The organism is Dethiosulfatibacter aminovorans DSM 17477 (assembly GCF_900142005.1).
Taxonomy (GTDB): Bacteria; Bacillota; Clostridia; order Tissierellales; family Dethiosulfatibacteraceae; genus Dethiosulfatibacter; species Dethiosulfatibacter aminovorans.
In genome coordinates this window covers 105,002-124,087 of the sequence record NZ_FQZL01000006.1, presented here as the reverse complement: position 1 = coordinate 124,087, position 19,086 = coordinate 105,002, and the positions used below count along the sequence as shown (strand labels likewise).

The window sequence follows — 19,086 nt, the reverse complement described above, 5'->3', positions numbered from 1 at the left end:
AAAATTAAGATTATTGCTATATGATTAACACCTTGGAGTGCAGATAGCGCCGTGTTGTTATTTTTAAATGTTGGGTAAAAAAAATGTGCGATTTGTTCTATATAGTGTCGTTTAACAACATTCTAATTACTCTTTATTTTTTGCGCACAAAGTAAAAGACTCCTCTGTTTGAGGAGTCCTAAATCTTTGATTATATATGCGTTTAATCCCAACTTGGCTCAAAGTCAGTATCATCAGGTGATGAATAATATATGGTTGTTACATCAATTGGAGACATTGTTGTTGAGTAATTGTTTAACAAAATCTCAGTCGTCAAATCATATGAAGTATTAATGTTTGTTCCAACACCAACCTTATCCGCTTTTATGTAAAGAGTCAAGACATTATTGTCAATCTTAATATTCGATGATAATGAGTCATTACCATCTATTAAATCATCAATTACAATATCGTCCAAACCACTATCTGTGGTACTAATTTTCGTAGAATTTCGCAATTCTTCAGTAATATAAGCCGAGGCTCTTCTTACTTCATATTGAATATCTGACTGTGCCATACTCATGCTGAACGATCTTAACCCTATTAACGACATCATAACAGTAACAGAAATTACCATTGCGACTATGGAAAGTGAAATCAACAGCTCAACCAGCGTCAATCCTTTGGTATTTTTTATTTTATCTAAATTTTTCATAACAACATCCCCAATGCTAATTATCTGTTTTTATTGAATAAATTGTTGAATTCTGATCAACTCTATCTTCAACATCTTTCTCAACATATATTTTATTAACTGTAACATTTTCTGTTGTTTCTTCGTTAAAATGTATTGGCAAACTTATTTTCTCATAACCAGTAGTATCTACATCACTCATCATAGTATTTGCATCGGATTGAGCAAGTACAGATGAAGTACTTTTACTCCTAGCCATACTGAGATAAGACGTCCCATATGAAAATAGATTTAGAAATCCAACTATAACGAAAGAGAGTATAGTAACAGTCAGTAACAACTCAATTAATGTAAATCCGTTTTCGCTCTTAAAATATTTACACATAATAACCTCCACGTCGCGAAGCTAAGGCTTGCTATCCGCTCTATTCCTCTGTCCATGTTTTAACCGAATAAGTATATTTTTCATTTCCAATCTCTTCACCTGAAATTGAATATGGCGGAACTTCATAATGCACATGAGATTTATCTGACGTTATTTCAACATAATCAGCAATTATTGCACCATGCAATCCTCCGCTGGCTTCTATATAAACAGATTTATCAGGTGCAAAAATAAATAAATTTTCAGCTCCTTGATCACCAGTTTTTATTACTATTTCACCATCTTCATAATTTCTCCATTCATTAGGATCAATGTCTTTATATGTTGTAACCAAAAACATTCCATCATCTTCATGGGATAAAATATCACATGTAATATATGCTGATTGCAGGCGGATAATAATTTTTCCACTTCCTTCGAGATCTATGGAACCCGCCCCATATAAATGTTGAAAATATAATTCAGGAACGTTATCTACACCATTGTTATTAATTTTAAATGTCAAATTTTTATTACCAAAATTCACATTACCAAGATATGTTCCGACATAAAGCTCTTCTGAACCTGTACCTACGTTTCTACAATCAAATTCCAAATCATCATTTGCTGTAAATATATCTTCTTTCTTGTCCATACCTGTTAGTTTTTGATTTAATATTTTTACATCAAAGTTTGCATCTGCCACTAAATCATAACTTTCTGGACTTTCATCGACTACATACACTTCATAATCTAAATATTTTCTAGATATGTTGTTTTCATCATAGTCAACTTGAGGTCTTTTAATACTATATTCTCCATCAGAATCAATAATCATCTTACCTGTTACTACACCATCATCAAAAACCAATTCATTATCTACTACTATTGCTGCATCATTTCCAAATGGTGGATCTCTTTCAAGCAAGGCCATCACAGTTTTATCTATACCGTTGTATGTTCCTACACTTTTGACAATCAAATCAGTTGTTCCAGTTGGCATGACACCAACCACAAATGACCCATTTCCATATACAGTTGGCTTATTTTCTAACAAGTCATCACCCTCGCCAAGTAGATAATCATCTTCTAATTCGTCTTTAGACTTAGGATTTCTATAAAAATAATCAGCGGTTGCTGCCGCACCAGCCCTTGCATAAAAATATGCCTGTTGATAATCATGTTCTTTTATTGCATTTCTATTTTCGTTTACACTTGTATTCATTAGAACGATGCCAAATAATGATAAAATTGCTAATATCAATATTAACATAACCATTGTCGAACCTTTTTCATTTCTTATCATCTTTGTCACTCCATTCAAAATATATTAAATAATAAAAGGTATATCTTATCATAATATTTATACCCATTATAGTATAAAATATATATAATATTATGATAAGTTTTGGATTTAAAGAACCGGCAGGTATTAAACTGCCGGTCTGTACTGTCTATCAATCATTCTTTATTATAACATTCTCAGTAGTTTCAACATTTATCCTAGGTCTTACAAGATCATCACTGTAGACATTTATATAGAATAGTTTATCCGTATTGTTGACTATACTAATATTTGCTCCCGATTGATCTTCTTCTGAAGTCCTTGCTGAAGAAGTTACATTCATGCTGATGAATTCATTTACAGGTTCGAATTCTATCCAGAATTGATAATTGTCAGGATAAGAACCAAGGAGTGTTTTGTACTTGTAAAAATATTCATCTCCTTCCTGCTTGAATTGGATTTCAATATTTTCCACATTGTTGCTGTCTGCATAAACATATGAATTGTAAGTTGGATCATTGAACAAGCCGATGCTTACAGTTGGTGAATCAGATTGAATCGGTCCGACTGACATATTCAAATCGTATCTCGTAGTCCAATAGGGATTCAATACTACATTGTCCAGATAGAAAGGATTTGCCCTTCCGTATTCTATAAGATCATTCCAAACCCACTCAAGATTTTCGTGGTCATGGAGTTTAGGTATGGAATATAAAGCCACCTGCATTGTTCCGGTCATTGTTGTTGCGCTTTCCTCTGAAGATACAATATTTGAGTTTGATATTACAAAATTTATCTGGTTTGTCTGCAATGCATCGATAAAATCCATGAGATCATAATAGTCTGTTTCAAAATCAAATACCAATTGCATGTTTTCTGCTGTAGCTGAAAAAGACTCTTCCTCTAATGCCACTTCAGCATCAACTTCGAAATATTTATTTTTCAAATCATGCAAGGGATATTCAGCTTTATCTTTTTTCGAAATATTAGTATACTCAACAGTAGTCAAGTTTACATCTGTGAAATTAATACTGCTTACATCTATACCATAGTTGTCAAAATACTTGTTAAAGAATACAATGACTTTTTCCTGATCTATTTGAGGTAAATAAGGGGTTGACATGTCGGAAATTTCAAAATTCAAGGATTTGAATTCAAAACTCAATTCCTTTTCACGTTCAACTGCATTCAAGAGTTCATTTGCAGTGGCTGCTTTTTCATTCAACTCCTGTTCAAGTGAAGCAAGCCTTTCTTCATTTTTTAAATATACGAAATTATAAAACAAATATGCACCTATGACTAGAACTAATACTAACAATAACATTTTCTCTCTACTACTTATTTTCATATTAATTCACATCCTTTATTGTACAGTTTACAGAAAAGCTATAATTTGATACATTTTTTTCCTGCTCTGCTATGCTTGGGATAAATACTTTGTCGATAATATCAATATCTTTAAGATTCTTTTCAAGTTGTGCTACAGATTCCCTCAGTATTGAAGTTCCCTGTATCACTATATTTTCACCGTTGATAGACAATGAATCAATACTTATGTCAACCGGTACAGTAGATGAAATGAAATTCAACAGGTCAGTTTGTACCGTATCTGATTTTGATAATTGTTCATTCAAAACCGAAAGTGCACTTTTGTATTCCTTAAGAACATTTATCTTGTTTTCCATAGCTTGCATTTCCTGATATTTTTCCTGATATACAGGATTGTTGATTATATCATCATAGTAGTCTATCTCATTGTTTAGGGAATTAACTTCTACCATGAAGTTCAGATAATATAAAATTAGAGCGAGTGCAACAGCGCCAAGTAGAATTGACCCGGTAAAGACACCCTTAAGTCTGCTTTGTTTCATTTTGATGATATCAGACAAAAGATTCATGTCATTCTTGGATACCAAAAGTCCTGAAACAGCATCCAGGTATTCCGATAGATTGAATTCCTCCATCAGCTTGCTGCTGCCGGACTTGAATCCCGAAATATCTTTTATTATCTGACTTTCAATTTCCAGTGCTTCTGAAAAATAATTGTCTATACTTTTTATGTTTGAAGATCCACCGTAAATGAATAGATTGTCAATTACAATTCCCTTGTTTCTTGAATTGAAGTATTGTATAAGTCTCCTTATTTCATTAATCCAGGAAGAAAGATTGGTTTCAATGATGTTGTTAACAAACTTCTCTTCCTCGGTTTCTATTTCGGAAGTGTCAAGTGTTGAAAACTTATGCTTGATCTTTTCTGCATTTTCAGAGTTTACTTCAAACATGTTCTCGATCCCAACATCTATATCACTACCACCCAGGTTGATTATCCTGGTGAAGAGATTGTTACCATTTGATATGACGTTGAAAATAATTGATTTATGACCAAACTCCAAAACATAGTATGCCTTGTCTTTTTCAATCTTTACATCATTGATTGTCCTGCCCACAGAAAATACTCTTTCAAGTGAATTGAATGACAAGTCAATCGACTGAAGTCTCAAACCTAAATCATCAGAAAGTTTTCTGTAGTCGTCAATGAGCTTTGTAGGTACTGCATTGATTAAATAACTCCCCTTTTTAACTCCATCTTCAACATAATTTTTAATGATTCTGAATACTATCTTGTATTCATCCAAAACAACAGGTAAAAATTGTTCAAGTTCAAATCGTATCATTTGAATGGTTTCATCACTGCTTTTAACAACTGGGAGTTCAATGGTTCTGGTAATTAGTGATGTAGTGTTTATACTAAATACTACATTCTTTGTTTTAATACCATTCTTGGTGATTGTCTGCTTAATTACATTGCGAATATTTTCATAGTCAATGATATTGCCTTCACTCATTGAACTCGCAGGAGTATCAACAGAGACGGCTTTGATGATATTGATGTTCTTCTTGTCCGAGGAGCCTTCAACTATCTTGATGTTCTTGCTGCCGATATCAATAGAAATAAATTTAGCCATTTTACCCCTTACCTCCTAAAATATAATATTGAAATACAATTCAAGTATGATGTCTCCAACTAGTATATATGTTAAAGCAGCTAAAGATATGAATGGTCCAAATGGTATAAAATCTTTTCTGCTGGCTTTACCTGATATAATAAGTCCTGAAGATATTACTGCTCCATAAATGAAACTGATAACCGTAGTGAATATTATTCCTTCTAATCCAAATAGAATTCCCAGGACTCCCATAAGCTTAATGTCTCCTCCCCCCATTGCATTTGTAACAACAGCAATTAGCAGAAAAAGTAGAAATCCAAATAGAAATCCGTAAAAATGGTATAAATAGTCACCTCTAAAAAGATATATACCCAGCAATACTGTAAATATTCCACCAAAGAGGTTTATACCGTCAGGTATTGTCTTAGTATTCAGATCTATAATACTTATTACAATAAGCAAACTAGCAATACCGTCATATAAAACAAATTGTAAAGACAAACCGTACTTCATAAAAATCAATAGATATAAAATTCCGTTCAGGAGTTCAATCAACGGATATTGAATGGAAAAGGAAGCCCCGCAGTAGCGGCATTTCCCCTTGTAAATAAAATAGTTTAGTACCGGAATCATATCAAGAAAGCTAAGTCTGTGACCGCAGTTTCCACAACTTGAAGGTGGAGACACTACGGATTTACCTTCCGGTATTCTGTAAATACAGACATTTAGAAATGAACCTATAAACAAGCCATATATAAATATAATTGCTACCATTAATGTCATAATATATCCTTAAATTGTTAATATTTAGTAATATTATACCATAAGCGAACATGGATTAACAAAGTTTTTTTACTAGTATAAGAAAGTTAAATATGCGTAATTCCTTGAATCTCTGGTATTACGCTGGTAATGAAACTTTCTTATACCGCTTGATAAATGCTTGCACATTTATCTACTAACGTATTTAACGCAGCGTAGCTGCTTTCTTGAAAAAAGAAACCTTTCGGTTTCCCTTTAGTCATCTTTTTTCATATTTCAACAGGTTGCCATAATTTACATATTTCTTGCAGGATTCGACGGTCTGTTCCAGTTTAAGCCTGTCGCCGTTTTTCAATGCAACATATTCGCATCCATCTTCCCTGACAAACCCATTGAAATAGTACACATCAAAACATCCGTTGGCGCCGTCCCTCTTGCACCTGGGATTTCTGGCCTTGAAATGGACCATTACATGCTTGTCGGAAAAGATATAGGGCACCTTGTTCTTTATGTTCAGCATGGTACCGTATACCCTTCTGTTTGCCTTTAAATTGGTGCAGTAATAGTCAGCCATCCTGTCGACGCATGCTTTTACATTCTTCATCTCCAGAAAGTGATTGCCGTCTTTTGTATGCACTTCAGTGCAGTCCCCTATATCCTTCTCATACTTTGGCACCAGGGCTACAACATCATCATAATTGATTTCTTTCCTGTCTTTTCTGTCATTTTTTTCCATTTCCGTGTCTTCCCCTTTTATTTTTTCCTTAAACATCCTGAAACATCATCACCTGAAAAAATGCGACACAAATATTTTATCGAACAAACGTACTTAAATCAAGATTCTTTTTTGATTATTTTCAAATCCACATGGACTTTTCATATATCCCTAAGGGACTTGCTGAATTAAGCTTCAGGATTATCAAAAGTTCCCCTTTTTACAATATAGGTTTATGGATGTATCCTCTCACTACCGGAAAAAACAAGAGAGCGCTCTCCAAATGGAGAATTTCTTGAAAAAACAGAATGAAAAAACAGAATACACACTGGAAGAATTCGACTTCCAGCTAAAGGAAGCACTGAACGGTAGCATACAGGCGACGGAGAAGGTAATGGAAATGACTAGTCCCCTGATAAAGTCTTCAGTAAAGAAATACTTCTTTGGCAGCATGACCTATGAAGACCTTCTTCAAGAAGGCTACCTGGTCATTGCCCAGTGCCTGGAAGACTATGACACGGACAAGAGCATCCCCTTTCTAGGATACGCCCGCACAAGACTCAAGTACTACTACATGGATCTGGGTAGAAAGTCAAACAAAGATGAATGCGACTCACTTAACAGGCAGGTAGGCGGAAAGGACGGCACAGTAGAAGTCATGGAACTCATTAAAGACGAGAATTCATCTGCCGATGGGAATATCCTGAAGTGCGAGGAATACCTCTTCCTCCTGAAGTCACTAAAGATTCTTACAACAAGGGAAGCTCAGATAATACGTCTCTACTATTTCCAGAACAAGTCCATGAAGGAAATATCAAGAGGTCTAGAATTGTCCTACAGGACTGTAGTCAATACAAAAGCAAATGCAATCAGTAAACTGAGAAGCTTCATGGAAAAACAGGCGTAGGAATAGTATTAAGGCAAGTCAATTGTGTTGAGGCTGAAATATTGCCTCAACATAAAAAAGAAACCTTCCGGTTTCCCTTTTGTAGACAAAATATTGACAATATCCCTTACTCTCGTTGCACTTATAATAACTCATAAACTCATTTAACAGGCACACATCGTTAGGGATTGGGATACAGTATTGTGCCGCTCGAACTATTCCCAGCATAAACACCTACAGTGCCACCAGTGTCAAGTCTGATTACAATATAAACATCTTTACCTTTATTATCAGGATGTTGCCACCCAATCCATTCATCATTTAAATATTTTCCTGTTAAATCTCCAATAGTAGGATTTATAGAAGGTTCTTCTTCTTGTACGAAATATACCTCTGCTGCCTTAGCTATTGAAGCAGCATTCCCATAATCAGCTTCTTTTTTTGATTTATCTTGAACCGAAAGATATCTTGGAATTGCTATTAAAGCAATGATTGATAAAACTGCTAATACAATAATCAATTCTATAAGAGTAAATCCATTTTTAAATTTAATTTTCATAGATACACCTCTTTTTAAAAATGCAGTCATAAAATGACTGCATTTTTAGATATTCATTTAACAAAACAATTCATATTATTCAGTTCTTGTATCTGGGTACAGTTGGTTAGCTTCTAAATCTGTATCATCCATATATACTTCAACAGTTCCTCCACCAGCTGGATCAATAAGAATATAAACTTCAGTCTCTTCAGATGATTGCCAGCCTGTCCATGAATCAATATAGCCATCTGATGACATGTCATCAATGTCAGCAGACCATTTAGTATCAACGGCAGTCATACTAGCAGTTCCAGCTTGTACATAATACAGTTCTGCAGCTTTAGCTATACCAGCAGCAGTTCCATAGTCCGCATCAATTTTAGCTTGTTCTTGAACCGACAAAAACCTCGGAATAGCTATCAAAGCAATAATACCCAATACCGCCAAAACCACAATCAACTCGATGAGTGTAAATCCTTTCTTGTTTTTTAATTTGTTAATCCATTTAAACATATTATTTCCTCCTAAAATTTGAGATTTTTTCATCTGCTTATATAATACCCCTGACAATACTCTTTATTCATTGTTTTTAAAAATTAATCTGTATTTTTACTTTACAGTCTTCACCATATCAAACATAGGCATCATCATTGCTATAATAATTGAACCTACAACCACAGCCATTACAACAATCATGATTGGTTCTATCATTGATGTAAGCCTTTGTATTGCAGTGTCGAGCTCTTCATCGTAGAAATCTGCTGTTTTATCAAGTATATCTTCCAGCGCTCCGGAGTCTTCCCCAATCTTAATCATAGATGGAATCATAGGCGGAAACAGATTGTACCTTCTTAAGGGTTCAGACATCCCTACACCTTTTTTTACATCATCTGCGACTTTACCTAAAATATTTTCTGCATATTTGTTTCCTGTAACTCGGCTGGTTACTTCTATTGCTGAAAGAAGTTCAACACCAGAACCAATCAGGGTAGCCATTGTTCTTGTAAATCTTGCAGAAATTATTTTTACACTTACATCCTTGTAAATTGGTATCTTGGTTAGTTTGAAATGATCCTGTTTTATTCTCATTTCACTGGAAGTCTCAATTTTGGTCATAGCTAATGCTATTACGCCAACTCCAAATACAAGAATATACCATTTAGTTATTAGAAAATCACTTATTGACATCATGATTTGAGTAGGAAGTGGAAGTTCTACTCCAGAGCTTTCAAACATTGATACAAATGTAGGCAATACCTGGGTCAGCATGAAAATTACAACTAAAATTGTAACAATAACAAGTATCACTGGATATGCCATGGCACTCTTAACCTTGTTTTCAATCTTGAATTCCTTTTCGAAGTGCTCGGCAAGCCTCGTCATGATTACATCCAGGTTACCGCTAAGCTCCCCTGTTTCAACCATTGATATCATGATGTTTGGAAAGGTATCCGCATGTTGTTTGAGAGCTTCTGAGAAGGTATATCCCTTCTGTAACTGCTCATAAATATCTGCAATAATTACCCTGAATTTCTTTTTTTGCGTTTGTTGCTGAACAATATCAAGGCAGTTGATTATCGGGATACCTGCATTTAACATTGCCTGGAACTGACGACAGAAGACTGCAAGGTCCTTTGCCTTTATTTTTGTAAACCTTGAAAGAATCCCTTCGGAATCCTTGTAGCCCTTGTCTTCGGATATTTCAACAGGGAAAAATTTCTTGTGCTTGAGCATTTCAGCTACATCGGAGGCTGTGGCTGCAGTGTAGTTTCCTCTGACCTTCGCCCCTTTATTGTTTAACGCTATATATTTAAAACTAGGCATATTGTAACCCCCTTTACACCATGACAAAACGCTTGATATAATCCCTGTCAATGCATGACTGGAACAATGTCTGTTTTGATATGGTATTTGATCTGTATAGATTAAGAAGGTCTGCATCCATAGTGTGCATGCCAAACTTGGCACCTGTCTGGATGCTGTTCATAATCTGGTGGGTTTTCTTTTCCCTTATTGTATTCTTTATTGCCGGAGTTGCTATCATAACTTCCGTTGCAACGGCCCTTCCTCCCTGGTTCTTTACCAGGAGCTGCTGGGATATAACCGACTCCAGTACGTTTGCCAGCTGGACTGCAACCTGTTGCTGCTGATGAGGCGGGAATACATCTATTATCCTGTCCACTGTAGCTGCGGCACCTATTGTATGCAGCGTCGAGAAAACAAGGTGACCTGTTTCTGCTGCAGTCAGTGCTATCTCTATGGATTCGTGGTCACGCATCTCTCCAAGGAGGATTACATCAGGATCCTGTCTAAGGCAGGACTTGAGTCCCTGACCGAATCTGTCGAAGTCGGAACCCATTTCCCTCTGGTTGACTATGCACTTCTTGTGCCTGTGAAGGTACTCTATGGGGTCCTCCAGGGTGATTATGTGATTGTTTCTTTCCCGGTTGATTATATCTATCATTGATGCAAGGGTCGTAGACTTACCGCTTCCCGTAGGTCCCGTTACTAGTATCATTCCCCTTTTCTTTTTGGTAAGCTCCCTCAGAATAGGAGGCAGTCCCAGTTCTTCGAGAGAAGGTATGGTCAGTGAAACCGCCCTTACGGCAATGCTGATTGATCCTCTCTGTTTGAAGGCGTTGATCCTGAATCTCCCGGTGTCTGCAACAGACATGGACATGTCTGCATCGCCTTTTTCCTCAATCATCTGCATGTGTTTCTCTGTAAGAATCTGCTTGGCAATATTCAGTGTATCTTCAGCTGTCAGGATCCTGTCGTCGACGATTTCAAGCTTTCCGTCGATTCTCATTGTAAGGTAGTAGCCTGCCGCTATATGGAGGTCGGATGCCCCCATACTGATGGTTCTCTTTAGTATTTCATGAATATTGTACATGTAACCCCTCCCTTTAATCTACTGTGTATGCAACTCTCAGCATTTCTTCCACTGTAGTTTTTCCCTGTATAACAAGGTCTATGCAGTTGTCCCTCAGGGTTCTCATTCCCTGCCTGTTGGCTTCCGTCCTGATATTGTCTGTTGACGCTGTTGTGTCTATTTCCTTTCTTACTTCCGGTGTCATCTTCATTATTTCGTGTATTGAAGTTCTTCCCATGTAGCCTGAATTGTAGCATTTCTTGCATCCCTTTCCCCTGAAAAGCTGTATGTCGTCATGGACATGGAGAATCTTCTTCTCGGCTTCCGTTATTAGGTAGGATTCCTTGCAGTGTGGACATATGGTCCTTACAAGTCTCTGTGCTACGATTCCCTTTACTGATGTGGATATCAAATAGGGTTTTACCCCCATATCGATCAATCTCATGATGGTTGACGGTGCGTCGTTGGTATGGAGTGTGCTTATAACTATATGGCCTGTGATTGCGGCCCTTACGGCTATCTGTGCAGTCTCCATATCCCTGATCTCACCTATCATAATGATGTCCGGGTCCTGTCTCAGTATGGACCTGAGACCACTGGCGAAGGTAAGTCCTGCCTTTTCGTTTACCTGAACCTGGTTGATGCCGTCAAGACGGTACTCCACCGGGTCTTCAACAGTTATGATGTTTGTTGCCATGTCGTTGAAGTCGCTGAGGACAGTATAAAGAGTAGTGGTTTTTCCACTACCTGTCGGTCCCGTAACCAGTATTATTCCATTTGGTATGTCAAGGATGTCCTCGAAAAGTTCAAGGTTATCAGGGGTGAATCCAAGGTCTGTCTTTGACATGAGGAAATTGGCCCTGTCAAGAAGCCTGATAACTATCTTTTCTCCATGGACAGTAGGCAGTATGGATATACGCATGTCAACTATTCTCTCGTCTATCTGCATCTCCACCCTTCCGTCCTGGGGGTTCCTCTTTTCTGCAATATTGAGGCCTGCAATGATCTTGATCCTTGTTACTATTGCAGAGTGTGTGTTTATTGAAGGTGTCATTACTTCCTGGAGCTGGCCGTCAATCCTGTATCTTATCCTTACAATTGTGTCGAATGGTTCTATATGGATATCACTTGCCCTTGACTTAAGAGCCTGTTTTATGACTGAATTCACAAGCCTTACAACCGGAGCCTGCCTTATGGCTTCAAGGGATTCCTCGCTTATATTGCTTTCAATGCCCTCTTCATTGTACTGCTTTGAAAAGTCCTCTATGGCCTTCTCTGCATTCTGCTTGCCGAAGAACTGGTCTATAGCACTGTTGATGTCCTTCTTGCTGGCAAGGACAGGTTCAATCTTAAGTCCCGTGGCAATCTCTATATCGTCTATGGCATAGATATTTAGAGGGTCATACATTGCAACTGTAAGCTTGCTTGTAGTTTCATTGATTTTTACAGGTATTGCAAGGTATCTTCTTGCAAGGTTTTCTGTTATTAGTTTTGGTATTTCTGCTTCCACTACGTTGTTTTGAATGTCATATCTTTCGATTCCCATCTGCTGCTCTAGTGTTTCTATTATATCTCTTTCATTGACCCAGCCTTTTTCCACAAGAATTTCACCGAGCTTCTGCCCCGTCTTTTTCTGAAGGCTGAGAGCTTCGGTGAGCTGGTCGTTGTTTAGTTTACCTGAATAAATCAGTAAATCCCCAAGTTTCATCGCTTTAATTTTGTTTATCATATGATCATCCTTATTATGAATTCAGTTAATAAATACCCAGTAAAAAAAAATATATTCAAGTTACCTTTAATAGTAAATTTGAATATATATTTATATGATACCATAATTATATTAAAAATAATATAATTAATGGGGTATGACTATAATTTTATCTTCGATCCTTAAATTATCGACTTTATCTTTGTAACCATGAGGTCGATTGCCACAAGATTGTGTCCGCCTTCGGGAATTATGATGTCTGCGTATTTTTTTGTAGGCTCTATGAACTGTTCGTGGGCAGGCCTTACGGTCTGCATGTATTGGTTAAGTACAGAGTCTATAGACCTTCCCCTTTCATTCATGTCTCTTATTATCCTTCTTACAAGTCTTATGTCCGAATCCGTATCCACGAATATCTTTATATCCAGAAGGTCCCTGAGTCTTTCATCATAGAAGATAAGTATACCTTCGAGTACTATAATATCCCTCGGTTCTACTGTTATTGTTTCTTCCTTCCTGTTGTGGGTCTCATAATCATAGACAGGCTTCTCAATCTCCTTTCCCTTTGCAAGATCCTTTAGATGCTCAATCAAAAGATCGTTGTCAAAAGCCAAGGGATGGTCATAGTTTGTTTTGCATCTTTCCTCAAAGGACAAATGGCTCTGATCCTTGTAGTAGGAGTCCTGTTCTATTACAGTGAGGCTTTTGGAAGGAATGGCTGTCTTGATTTTCTTGACGACTGTTGTCTTTCCTGAACCGCTTCCGCCTGTTATACCTATAAAAATCGGTTTTTTCATGACTTGCTCCTCTATGAGTGGGACTTGAGAGTTTTACTTCACTACCCGCCTTAGGATATACCAGGGCTTCAGTTCCCTGTCTATCTTAAGCTTTATTAACTCCTGAGGATGAGGTGCTGATTCTATTTCCTCATCTTTACTATTATACATTTTTTCAACTGTAAAATCAAAGTGTCTTATGTCCGGCCCGAAAATTTCTATCTCATCGCCTACGGAGAACTTGTTTCTCTGTTCAACCAGCGCTATGCCGTTTTCCGCATCGTATTCCTTTACAAGTCCTATGAAGTCATATTCCCTGATGTAGGAACTTGAAGTGTATAGCTGTCCGTCTTCCCTGGGATTTCCGTAATAGAAGCCGGTGGTGAAGTCCCTGTGGGAAGCCTTCTTTATCTCATCGTACCAGTAACTGTCAAATTCTTTTCCTTCAAGACAGTCATTTAGGGCATTCTTGTAGGATCTTACGACTGTAGCGTCATAGTAGGAGCTTTTCATCCTTCCTTCTATCTTGAAGCTGTCAATTCCTGCATCCACAAGGTCCTTTATGTTGTTGATCATGCAGAGGTCCTTTGAATTGAATATGAAGGTGCCATTGTCATCTTCTACTACAGGGTAGTACTCGTCTGGTCTCTGTTCCTCAACCAGGCTGTATTTCCATCTGCATGGATGGGAGCAGTCTCCAAGGTTTGAATGGCGGTTTGTCATATAAGAACTTAGAAGGCATCTTCCAGAGTATGAGATGCACATAGCACCGTGCACAAAGGTTTCAACCTCAAGATTTTCCTTCTTGTTTTCGATTATTCCGTTTATTTCCTCAAAGGTAAGCTCCCTTGCGGGCACTATCCTTTTAACTCCCATGTCATACCAGAAGTTTGCAGTAAGATGATTTGTAGTATTTGCCTGTGTCGACAGGTGTATTTCCATGTCCGGGACAGCAGTCTTGACTACAGTCATTACTCCGGGATCCGCAATTATAACGGCATCAACTCCAGCCTCATCCAGGAATCTTACATACTCTGTCAGACCTTCAAAGTGTCTGTCATGGGCTATGATGTTGAGTGTGACGTATGCCTTGACTCCCCTGTCATGGCAATATTCCACTGCTTCTTCTATATCTTTGCGGTTAAAATTCTTTGCTCCTGCTCTGAGTCCAAACTCAGGCCCTGCAAAATATACTGCATCTGCACCATATTCAACAGCCATTTTCAGTTTTTCCAGGTTGCCTGCAGGTGCTAAAATTTCAGGTCTTTTCATAACTTGCTCCTTGTAGACTAAAACTAATCAAAGCTAGTCAATATCTATTTCGTTGTTTTCTTGTTTCTTTCTTGTTTATCAGATTTTATATGAAAATTTTACTTTTTATAGCTGATCGACACCCCGTCACCCATGGGAAGAATGGATGTCTCCAACGCTTCGTGCTCGCTTATGAATTTGAGATACTGTCTCATTTTTCTAACTATGGTCTTCTGTCTTCTCACTACAAGGTCATCTGTCGCTATCATTCCCTTGTACAGTACATTGTCCGATACGATCAGTCCTCCGGGCTTAAGAAGCTTCATGCATCTTGGAAAGAAGTCCATGTACTTGCTCTTTGCCGCATCAAGGAATATCATGTCGTATTCCCCTTCTATGGAATCAAGCACTTCCAATGCATCCCCTTCCCTGATTTCTATAGGGGTAGGCGGATTATACTTGTCTATATTTGACTTTGCCTGGTCTATGAAGAGCTGCCTTCTTTCAACAGTGGTGATGAGACCGTCTTCAGAGTCAATGATTTTGGACATCATAATGGAAGAATACCCTACAGCCGTTCCCAGCTCAAGTATCCTTTTTGTATTTGTCATTGTAATGAGAAGCTTGATGAGCTGCCCTACTTCCTTGTGGACAATGGGTATCTTCTTTTCTTCGCATTGAAGCCTGAATTCGGCCATTTCGTCGTCTTTTTCCACTATGAGGCTTCTAAGGTATTCAGGTATGTATCTTTTATTTATCAGTTCCATGTCTTCACCTAGTTTATATATTTTCTCTTTGCTTCAAGGAAATCATCATAGTTGTCGGTGAAATAGTGGAAACCATCTCCCTTTGCCAAAAAGAATAAATAGTCTGTTTCTTCAGGATTAAGTGCCGCCTTAATCGATTCAAGTCCCGGCGAGTTTATAGGTCCGGGAGGCAATCCTTCGTAAAGGTATGTATTGTATACTGAATCTATTTCAAGGTCATCATAGGTAAGCCTTGGCTTTCTTTCCCCCAGGGCATACTGCACTGTTGCACAGGATTCAAGCTTCCATCCCAGTTCAATTCTGTTGTGAAAAACAGAAGATATCGCAGGTCTTTCGGAATCCTTCAATGCCTCTCCTTCAACGATTGACGCCATAGTCATTATCCTGTTCAGGTCGTTGATGTCATCAATGTTATCCGCCATATATGAATCATATATGGATTGATATCCGTCAAGGAATCTTCTTATCAGGGTTTCCTCGTCAGAATCCAGATATACATTGTAAGTCTCGGGATAAAGATAGCCTTCAAGGCTTTTAATATTTTCCGACTTTAGAAATTCATATTCATGGGAAAAATATTCAACATCATCGCACAGACTCAGGAATCTATCTTTGTCAATAGAAAGCTGTTCGTTGATTTCCTCTGCGGCTTCAATGATAGTCAGTCCTTCCCTCACTGTTATATTGATTGTTCTGTTCACATTGCTGCCGTTTTCAAGCAGGCTGCAGATTTCATCAAGGCTCATGGACCTTGACATTTCGTAGTCTCCTGCCTTGAACAACGAGCCTCTGCCATTCAGCTTCAGATACACTTTGTATACAGTCAAATCGCTGACAAGGCCATTGTCATACAGGATGTCACCTATGCCGCCAGGTGTTGTCCCTGTTGGAACAGTCAGTACAACAGTACTGCTGTCTTCAATGGCTACAGGCTTTATATTGTCATTGTAGTAGTTTGATGCGCTGAAAAATGCTATTGCTAAAATGACAATCAATGTCAGTATTAATTTTGCAGATTTTTTCATGATCTACCTCCGTTAAACAATAGTAGAACAGTTGTTAAGCAGTGGCTAAACAGTTGTTTAGCAGTAGTTGAATGGTAAAAATGCATAATCCCATGGAGCATATAAAATGCTTCATGGGAAGGTTATGTGCTAGGGTGTGCTCCTGCATCTATTGAAAGCTTGATATACATAGCCCCTTGAAGCATTGGTGCTATGCTTAAAATGAAATTTTCATTAGAGCCTGGAATTCGTCTACGAATCTTGGGCAGTTCTTGAAAACTTGATATGCATAGCCCCTTGAAGCGTTGGTGCTATGCTAAAAATGAAATTTTCATTAGAGCCTGGAATTCGTTTTACGAATTCCGGACTTCCATAATTATCGGAAGTATCATCGGTCTTCTTTTTATTTCGCTGTAGATGAATTTGCTCAGCTCGTCCTTGATGGCGGACTTGATGGCGGACCATTCCCTTACGTTGTTGGCAAAGCATTTTTCAAGGGCGGCTTGTACGGCAGCTCTTGAGTCAACCATAAGGTCCTCGTTTTCACGCACGTATACGAATCCCCTTGATATGATGTCGGGGCCTGAAAGTACAGTACCGGACGACCTGTCTATTGTTACAACTGCTATTATTAGACCGTCTTCGGAAAGATGCTTTCTGTCCCTCAGCACTATGTTTCCAACGTCTCCGACTCCAAGGCCGTCGACCAGGATATTGCCCGACTGGATCTTCTGTCCAAGCTTCATTTCCTTTCTGGTTATTTCAACCATGTCGCCTGTTTTGATAACCATGATGTTCTTGTTTTTTATACCCATTTTTTCAGCAAGCTCGGCATGTTTCTTGAGATGCCTTGCCTCCCCGTGTACCGGTATAAAGAATTTCGGCTTAAGGAGTGCCAGCATGAGCTTGTGCTCTTCCTGCTTTGCATGACCGGATACGTGTATATCATACAGCTTGTCGTAGATAACTTCTATGTTTTTCTCATAAAGCAGGTTTATTACCTGGCTTATGGATTTTTCATTTCCGGGTATAGGACTTGCGGAGATTATTACAGTATCTCCCTGTCGGAGTTCGATTTTTCTGTGTTCATCGGCGGCCATTCTTGAAAGTGCGGCCATTTCCTCGCCCTGGCTTCCTGTTGAAATTATTACTAGTTCCTTGTCCTTGTATTTGTTTATATCGTTGACGTTTACTATCATGTCCGGATTTAGATCAAGGTATCCAAGGTTTGTGGCAACATCGATGACATTGACCATGCTTCGTCCCGATATGACTATTTTTCTCTTGAATATCTTTGCAGCATCGATTATCTGCTGCACCCTGTGCACGTTAGAAGCAAAGGTTGCAACAACTATCCTTTTCTTGGCCTTCTTGAAAAGCTCTATGAAATTGTTGGACAAAGAGCCTTCGGACAGTGAGTATCCGGGGCTTTCAATGTTGGTACTTTCCGAAAGGGCAAGAAGAACTCCCTTCTTGCCGTACTCGGCAATTGTGTGAAGATCTATCGGCTCTCCCTTTACCGGTGTCAAGTCCACCTTGAAGTCTCCCGTGTGGAAAACAACACCAACAGGCGTGGTTATGGCTATGCATGAAGCATCAGGTATGCTGTGGTTGCTTCTGATGAAGTGGGCCTGGAAGCAGCCAAGCTTTATCTTGTCATCATGGTTCACGACATGGAGACATTTGTTGTCCAGTCTGTGTTCTATGAGCTTCTTCTCAATTAGACCTATTGTAAGCTTTGTTCCGTAAATTGGCACTTCCAGCTTTTTCAAAAGATATGGTATTGAACCTATATGGTCTTCGTGTCCGTGGGTAATTACTACCCCTCTTATTTTATCCTTGTTTTTAATTAAATATGATATGTCTGGGATAACGATATCGATTCCCAGCATTTCATCTTCCGGGAATCCCATACCACAGTCAACTATCATTATATCATTTCCGTACTCAAGTACTGTGATATTCTTGCCGATTTCACCCATTCCTCCAAGTGGAACCAGCTTTAATTTTCTGTCGTTTCCTTTTTGCATTTTTTCCTCCTATTTTTGCAGTCACTACAAATACCGTAAAACTTCAGAGTATGGTTGTGTATACTAAAATCGTATTCATCTTCGATGATTTTCTCGAGGTCCTGAAGCAAGTCGATCTTAACCTCTTCGATCTTGCCGCATACCTGGCACACCAAATGGTGGTGTCTGTGAGCTTCATCTTCCACATGACTTAATTCAAATCTACTACAGCCATCATTGAAGTTTAATTTATAAACAATATCAATTTTTTCAAATAATTTCAGCGTTCTATAAATTGTAGCCAGTCCGATCTCCGGATGCTTTATTTTTACTATTTCATATATTTCTTCCGGGCTAAAGTGCTTTCCTTCATTGGAATTTATTATTTCGAATACTACTCTACGTTGTGTAGTCAGTTTGTAACCTGCATTGTTCAATTTTTCTTTAAATATTTCAAAATTTGTCATTTTACCACCACTCTCATTATTTATAGTATTCACCATTCCACAGATATGCCTAACAGCT

At 38.1% G+C, this 19,086-nt stretch carries 19 protein-coding genes; 1 reads left to right on the top strand and 18 read right to left on the bottom strand.

The features are described from left to right. Positions 1-202 precede the first annotated feature (202 nt). The 7 genes from BUB05_RS04045 to BUB05_RS04015 form a co-directional block, all read right to left on the bottom strand. The gene (locus BUB05_RS04045; RefSeq protein ID WP_073047571.1) at positions 203-694 is read right to left on the bottom strand and encodes a PilW family protein; all 492 of its coding nucleotides are present in this window, start codon (positions 692-694) and stop codon (positions 203-205) included. A 16-nt stretch (positions 695-710) separates the two neighbouring features. Next, on the bottom strand, positions 711-1,058 hold the full coding sequence (locus tag BUB05_RS04040; RefSeq protein WP_073047569.1) for a type IV pilus modification PilV family protein: 348 nt from the start codon (positions 1,056-1,058) through the stop codon (positions 711-713). 40 nt (positions 1,059-1,098) lie between these two features. Beyond that, on the bottom strand, positions 1,099-2,343 hold the full coding sequence (locus BUB05_RS04035; RefSeq protein WP_073047568.1) for a PilX N-terminal domain-containing pilus assembly protein: 1,245 nt from the start codon (positions 2,341-2,343) through the stop codon (positions 1,099-1,101). 151 nt (positions 2,344-2,494) lie between these two features. Further along, positions 2,495-3,670, bottom strand: a complete 1,176-nt coding sequence (locus tag BUB05_RS04030; protein ID WP_073047566.1) for a hypothetical protein — start codon at positions 3,668-3,670, stop codon at positions 2,495-2,497. Position 3,671: 1 nt separating this feature from the next. Then, the gene (gene pilM / locus BUB05_RS04025) at positions 3,672-5,288 is read right to left on the bottom strand and encodes a type IV pilus assembly protein PilM (protein WP_073047563.1); all 1,617 of its coding nucleotides are present in this window, start codon (positions 5,286-5,288) and stop codon (positions 3,672-3,674) included. A 15-nt stretch (positions 5,289-5,303) separates the two neighbouring features. Beyond that, positions 5,304-6,053 (bottom strand): prepilin peptidase, encoded by a 750-nt coding sequence (locus tag BUB05_RS04020; protein WP_073047559.1) that lies wholly within the window; start codon positions 6,051-6,053, stop codon positions 5,304-5,306. 238 nt (positions 6,054-6,291) lie between these two features. Continuing rightward, positions 6,292-6,768 (bottom strand): competence protein ComK, encoded by a 477-nt coding sequence (locus tag BUB05_RS04015; protein ID WP_139257928.1) that lies wholly within the window; start codon positions 6,766-6,768, stop codon positions 6,292-6,294. 274 nt (positions 6,769-7,042) lie between these two features. Between BUB05_RS04015 and BUB05_RS04010 the strand changes: the two genes are divergently transcribed. Further along, positions 7,043-7,654 carry a sigma-70 family RNA polymerase sigma factor gene (locus BUB05_RS04010; RefSeq protein ID WP_073047551.1) on the top strand — a complete coding sequence of 204 codons (612 nt, stop codon included), beginning with the start codon at positions 7,043-7,045 and terminating at the stop codon, positions 7,652-7,654. A 160-nt stretch (positions 7,655-7,814) separates the two neighbouring features. Here BUB05_RS04010 and BUB05_RS04005 read toward each other — a convergent pair whose 3' ends face one another. From BUB05_RS04005 to BUB05_RS03955, 11 genes are all read right to left on the bottom strand, one after another. After that, complete coding sequence (locus BUB05_RS04005) at positions 7,815-8,192, bottom strand: competence type IV pilus major pilin ComGC (protein WP_073047548.1); 378 nt, start codon at positions 8,190-8,192, stop codon at positions 7,815-7,817. Positions 8,193-8,267: 75 nt separating this feature from the next. Further along, positions 8,268-8,687, bottom strand: a complete 420-nt coding sequence (locus BUB05_RS04000; protein WP_073047545.1) for a competence type IV pilus major pilin ComGC — start codon at positions 8,685-8,687, stop codon at positions 8,268-8,270. Between the two features lie 96 nt (positions 8,688-8,783). Continuing rightward, positions 8,784-9,998: a type II secretion system F family protein gene (locus tag BUB05_RS03995; RefSeq protein WP_073047542.1), complete on the bottom strand. Its 1,215-nt coding sequence runs from the start codon at positions 9,996-9,998 to the stop codon at positions 8,784-8,786. 13 nt (positions 9,999-10,011) lie between these two features. After that, entirely contained in the window at positions 10,012-11,067 is a 1,056-nt protein-coding gene (locus BUB05_RS03990; protein ID WP_073047539.1) for a type IV pilus twitching motility protein PilT, read from the bottom strand. A gap of 13 nt (positions 11,068-11,080) precedes the next feature. Continuing rightward, positions 11,081-12,775, bottom strand: a complete 1,695-nt coding sequence (locus tag BUB05_RS03985; protein WP_073047536.1) for a GspE/PulE family protein — start codon at positions 12,773-12,775, stop codon at positions 11,081-11,083. 161 nt (positions 12,776-12,936) lie between these two features. After that, entirely contained in the window at positions 12,937-13,551 is a 615-nt protein-coding gene (udk, locus tag BUB05_RS03980; RefSeq protein ID WP_073047533.1) for a uridine kinase, read from the bottom strand. A gap of 33 nt (positions 13,552-13,584) precedes the next feature. Then, complete coding sequence (locus BUB05_RS03975) at positions 13,585-14,802, bottom strand: peptidase U32 family protein (RefSeq protein ID WP_073047530.1); 1,218 nt, start codon at positions 14,800-14,802, stop codon at positions 13,585-13,587. 98 nt (positions 14,803-14,900) lie between these two features. After that, on the bottom strand, positions 14,901-15,548 hold the full coding sequence (locus tag BUB05_RS03970; protein WP_073047527.1) for an O-methyltransferase: 648 nt from the start codon (positions 15,546-15,548) through the stop codon (positions 14,901-14,903). A gap of 8 nt (positions 15,549-15,556) precedes the next feature. Further along, positions 15,557-16,573 (bottom strand): endolytic transglycosylase MltG, encoded by a 1,017-nt coding sequence (gene mltG / locus BUB05_RS03965; protein ID WP_073047524.1) that lies wholly within the window; start codon positions 16,571-16,573, stop codon positions 15,557-15,559. A 332-nt stretch (positions 16,574-16,905) separates the two neighbouring features. Beyond that, a complete protein-coding gene (locus BUB05_RS03960) occupies positions 16,906-18,582 on the bottom strand; it encodes a ribonuclease J (RefSeq protein ID WP_073047521.1) in 1,677 nt (558 codons plus the stop codon). Then, positions 18,555-19,028 carry a Fur family transcriptional regulator gene (locus tag BUB05_RS03955; protein WP_073048216.1) on the bottom strand — a complete coding sequence of 158 codons (474 nt, stop codon included), beginning with the start codon at positions 19,026-19,028 and terminating at the stop codon, positions 18,555-18,557. Before BUB05_RS03955 ends, BUB05_RS03960 begins: the two co-directional genes overlap by 28 nt. Positions 19,029-19,086: the final 58 nt, after the last annotated feature.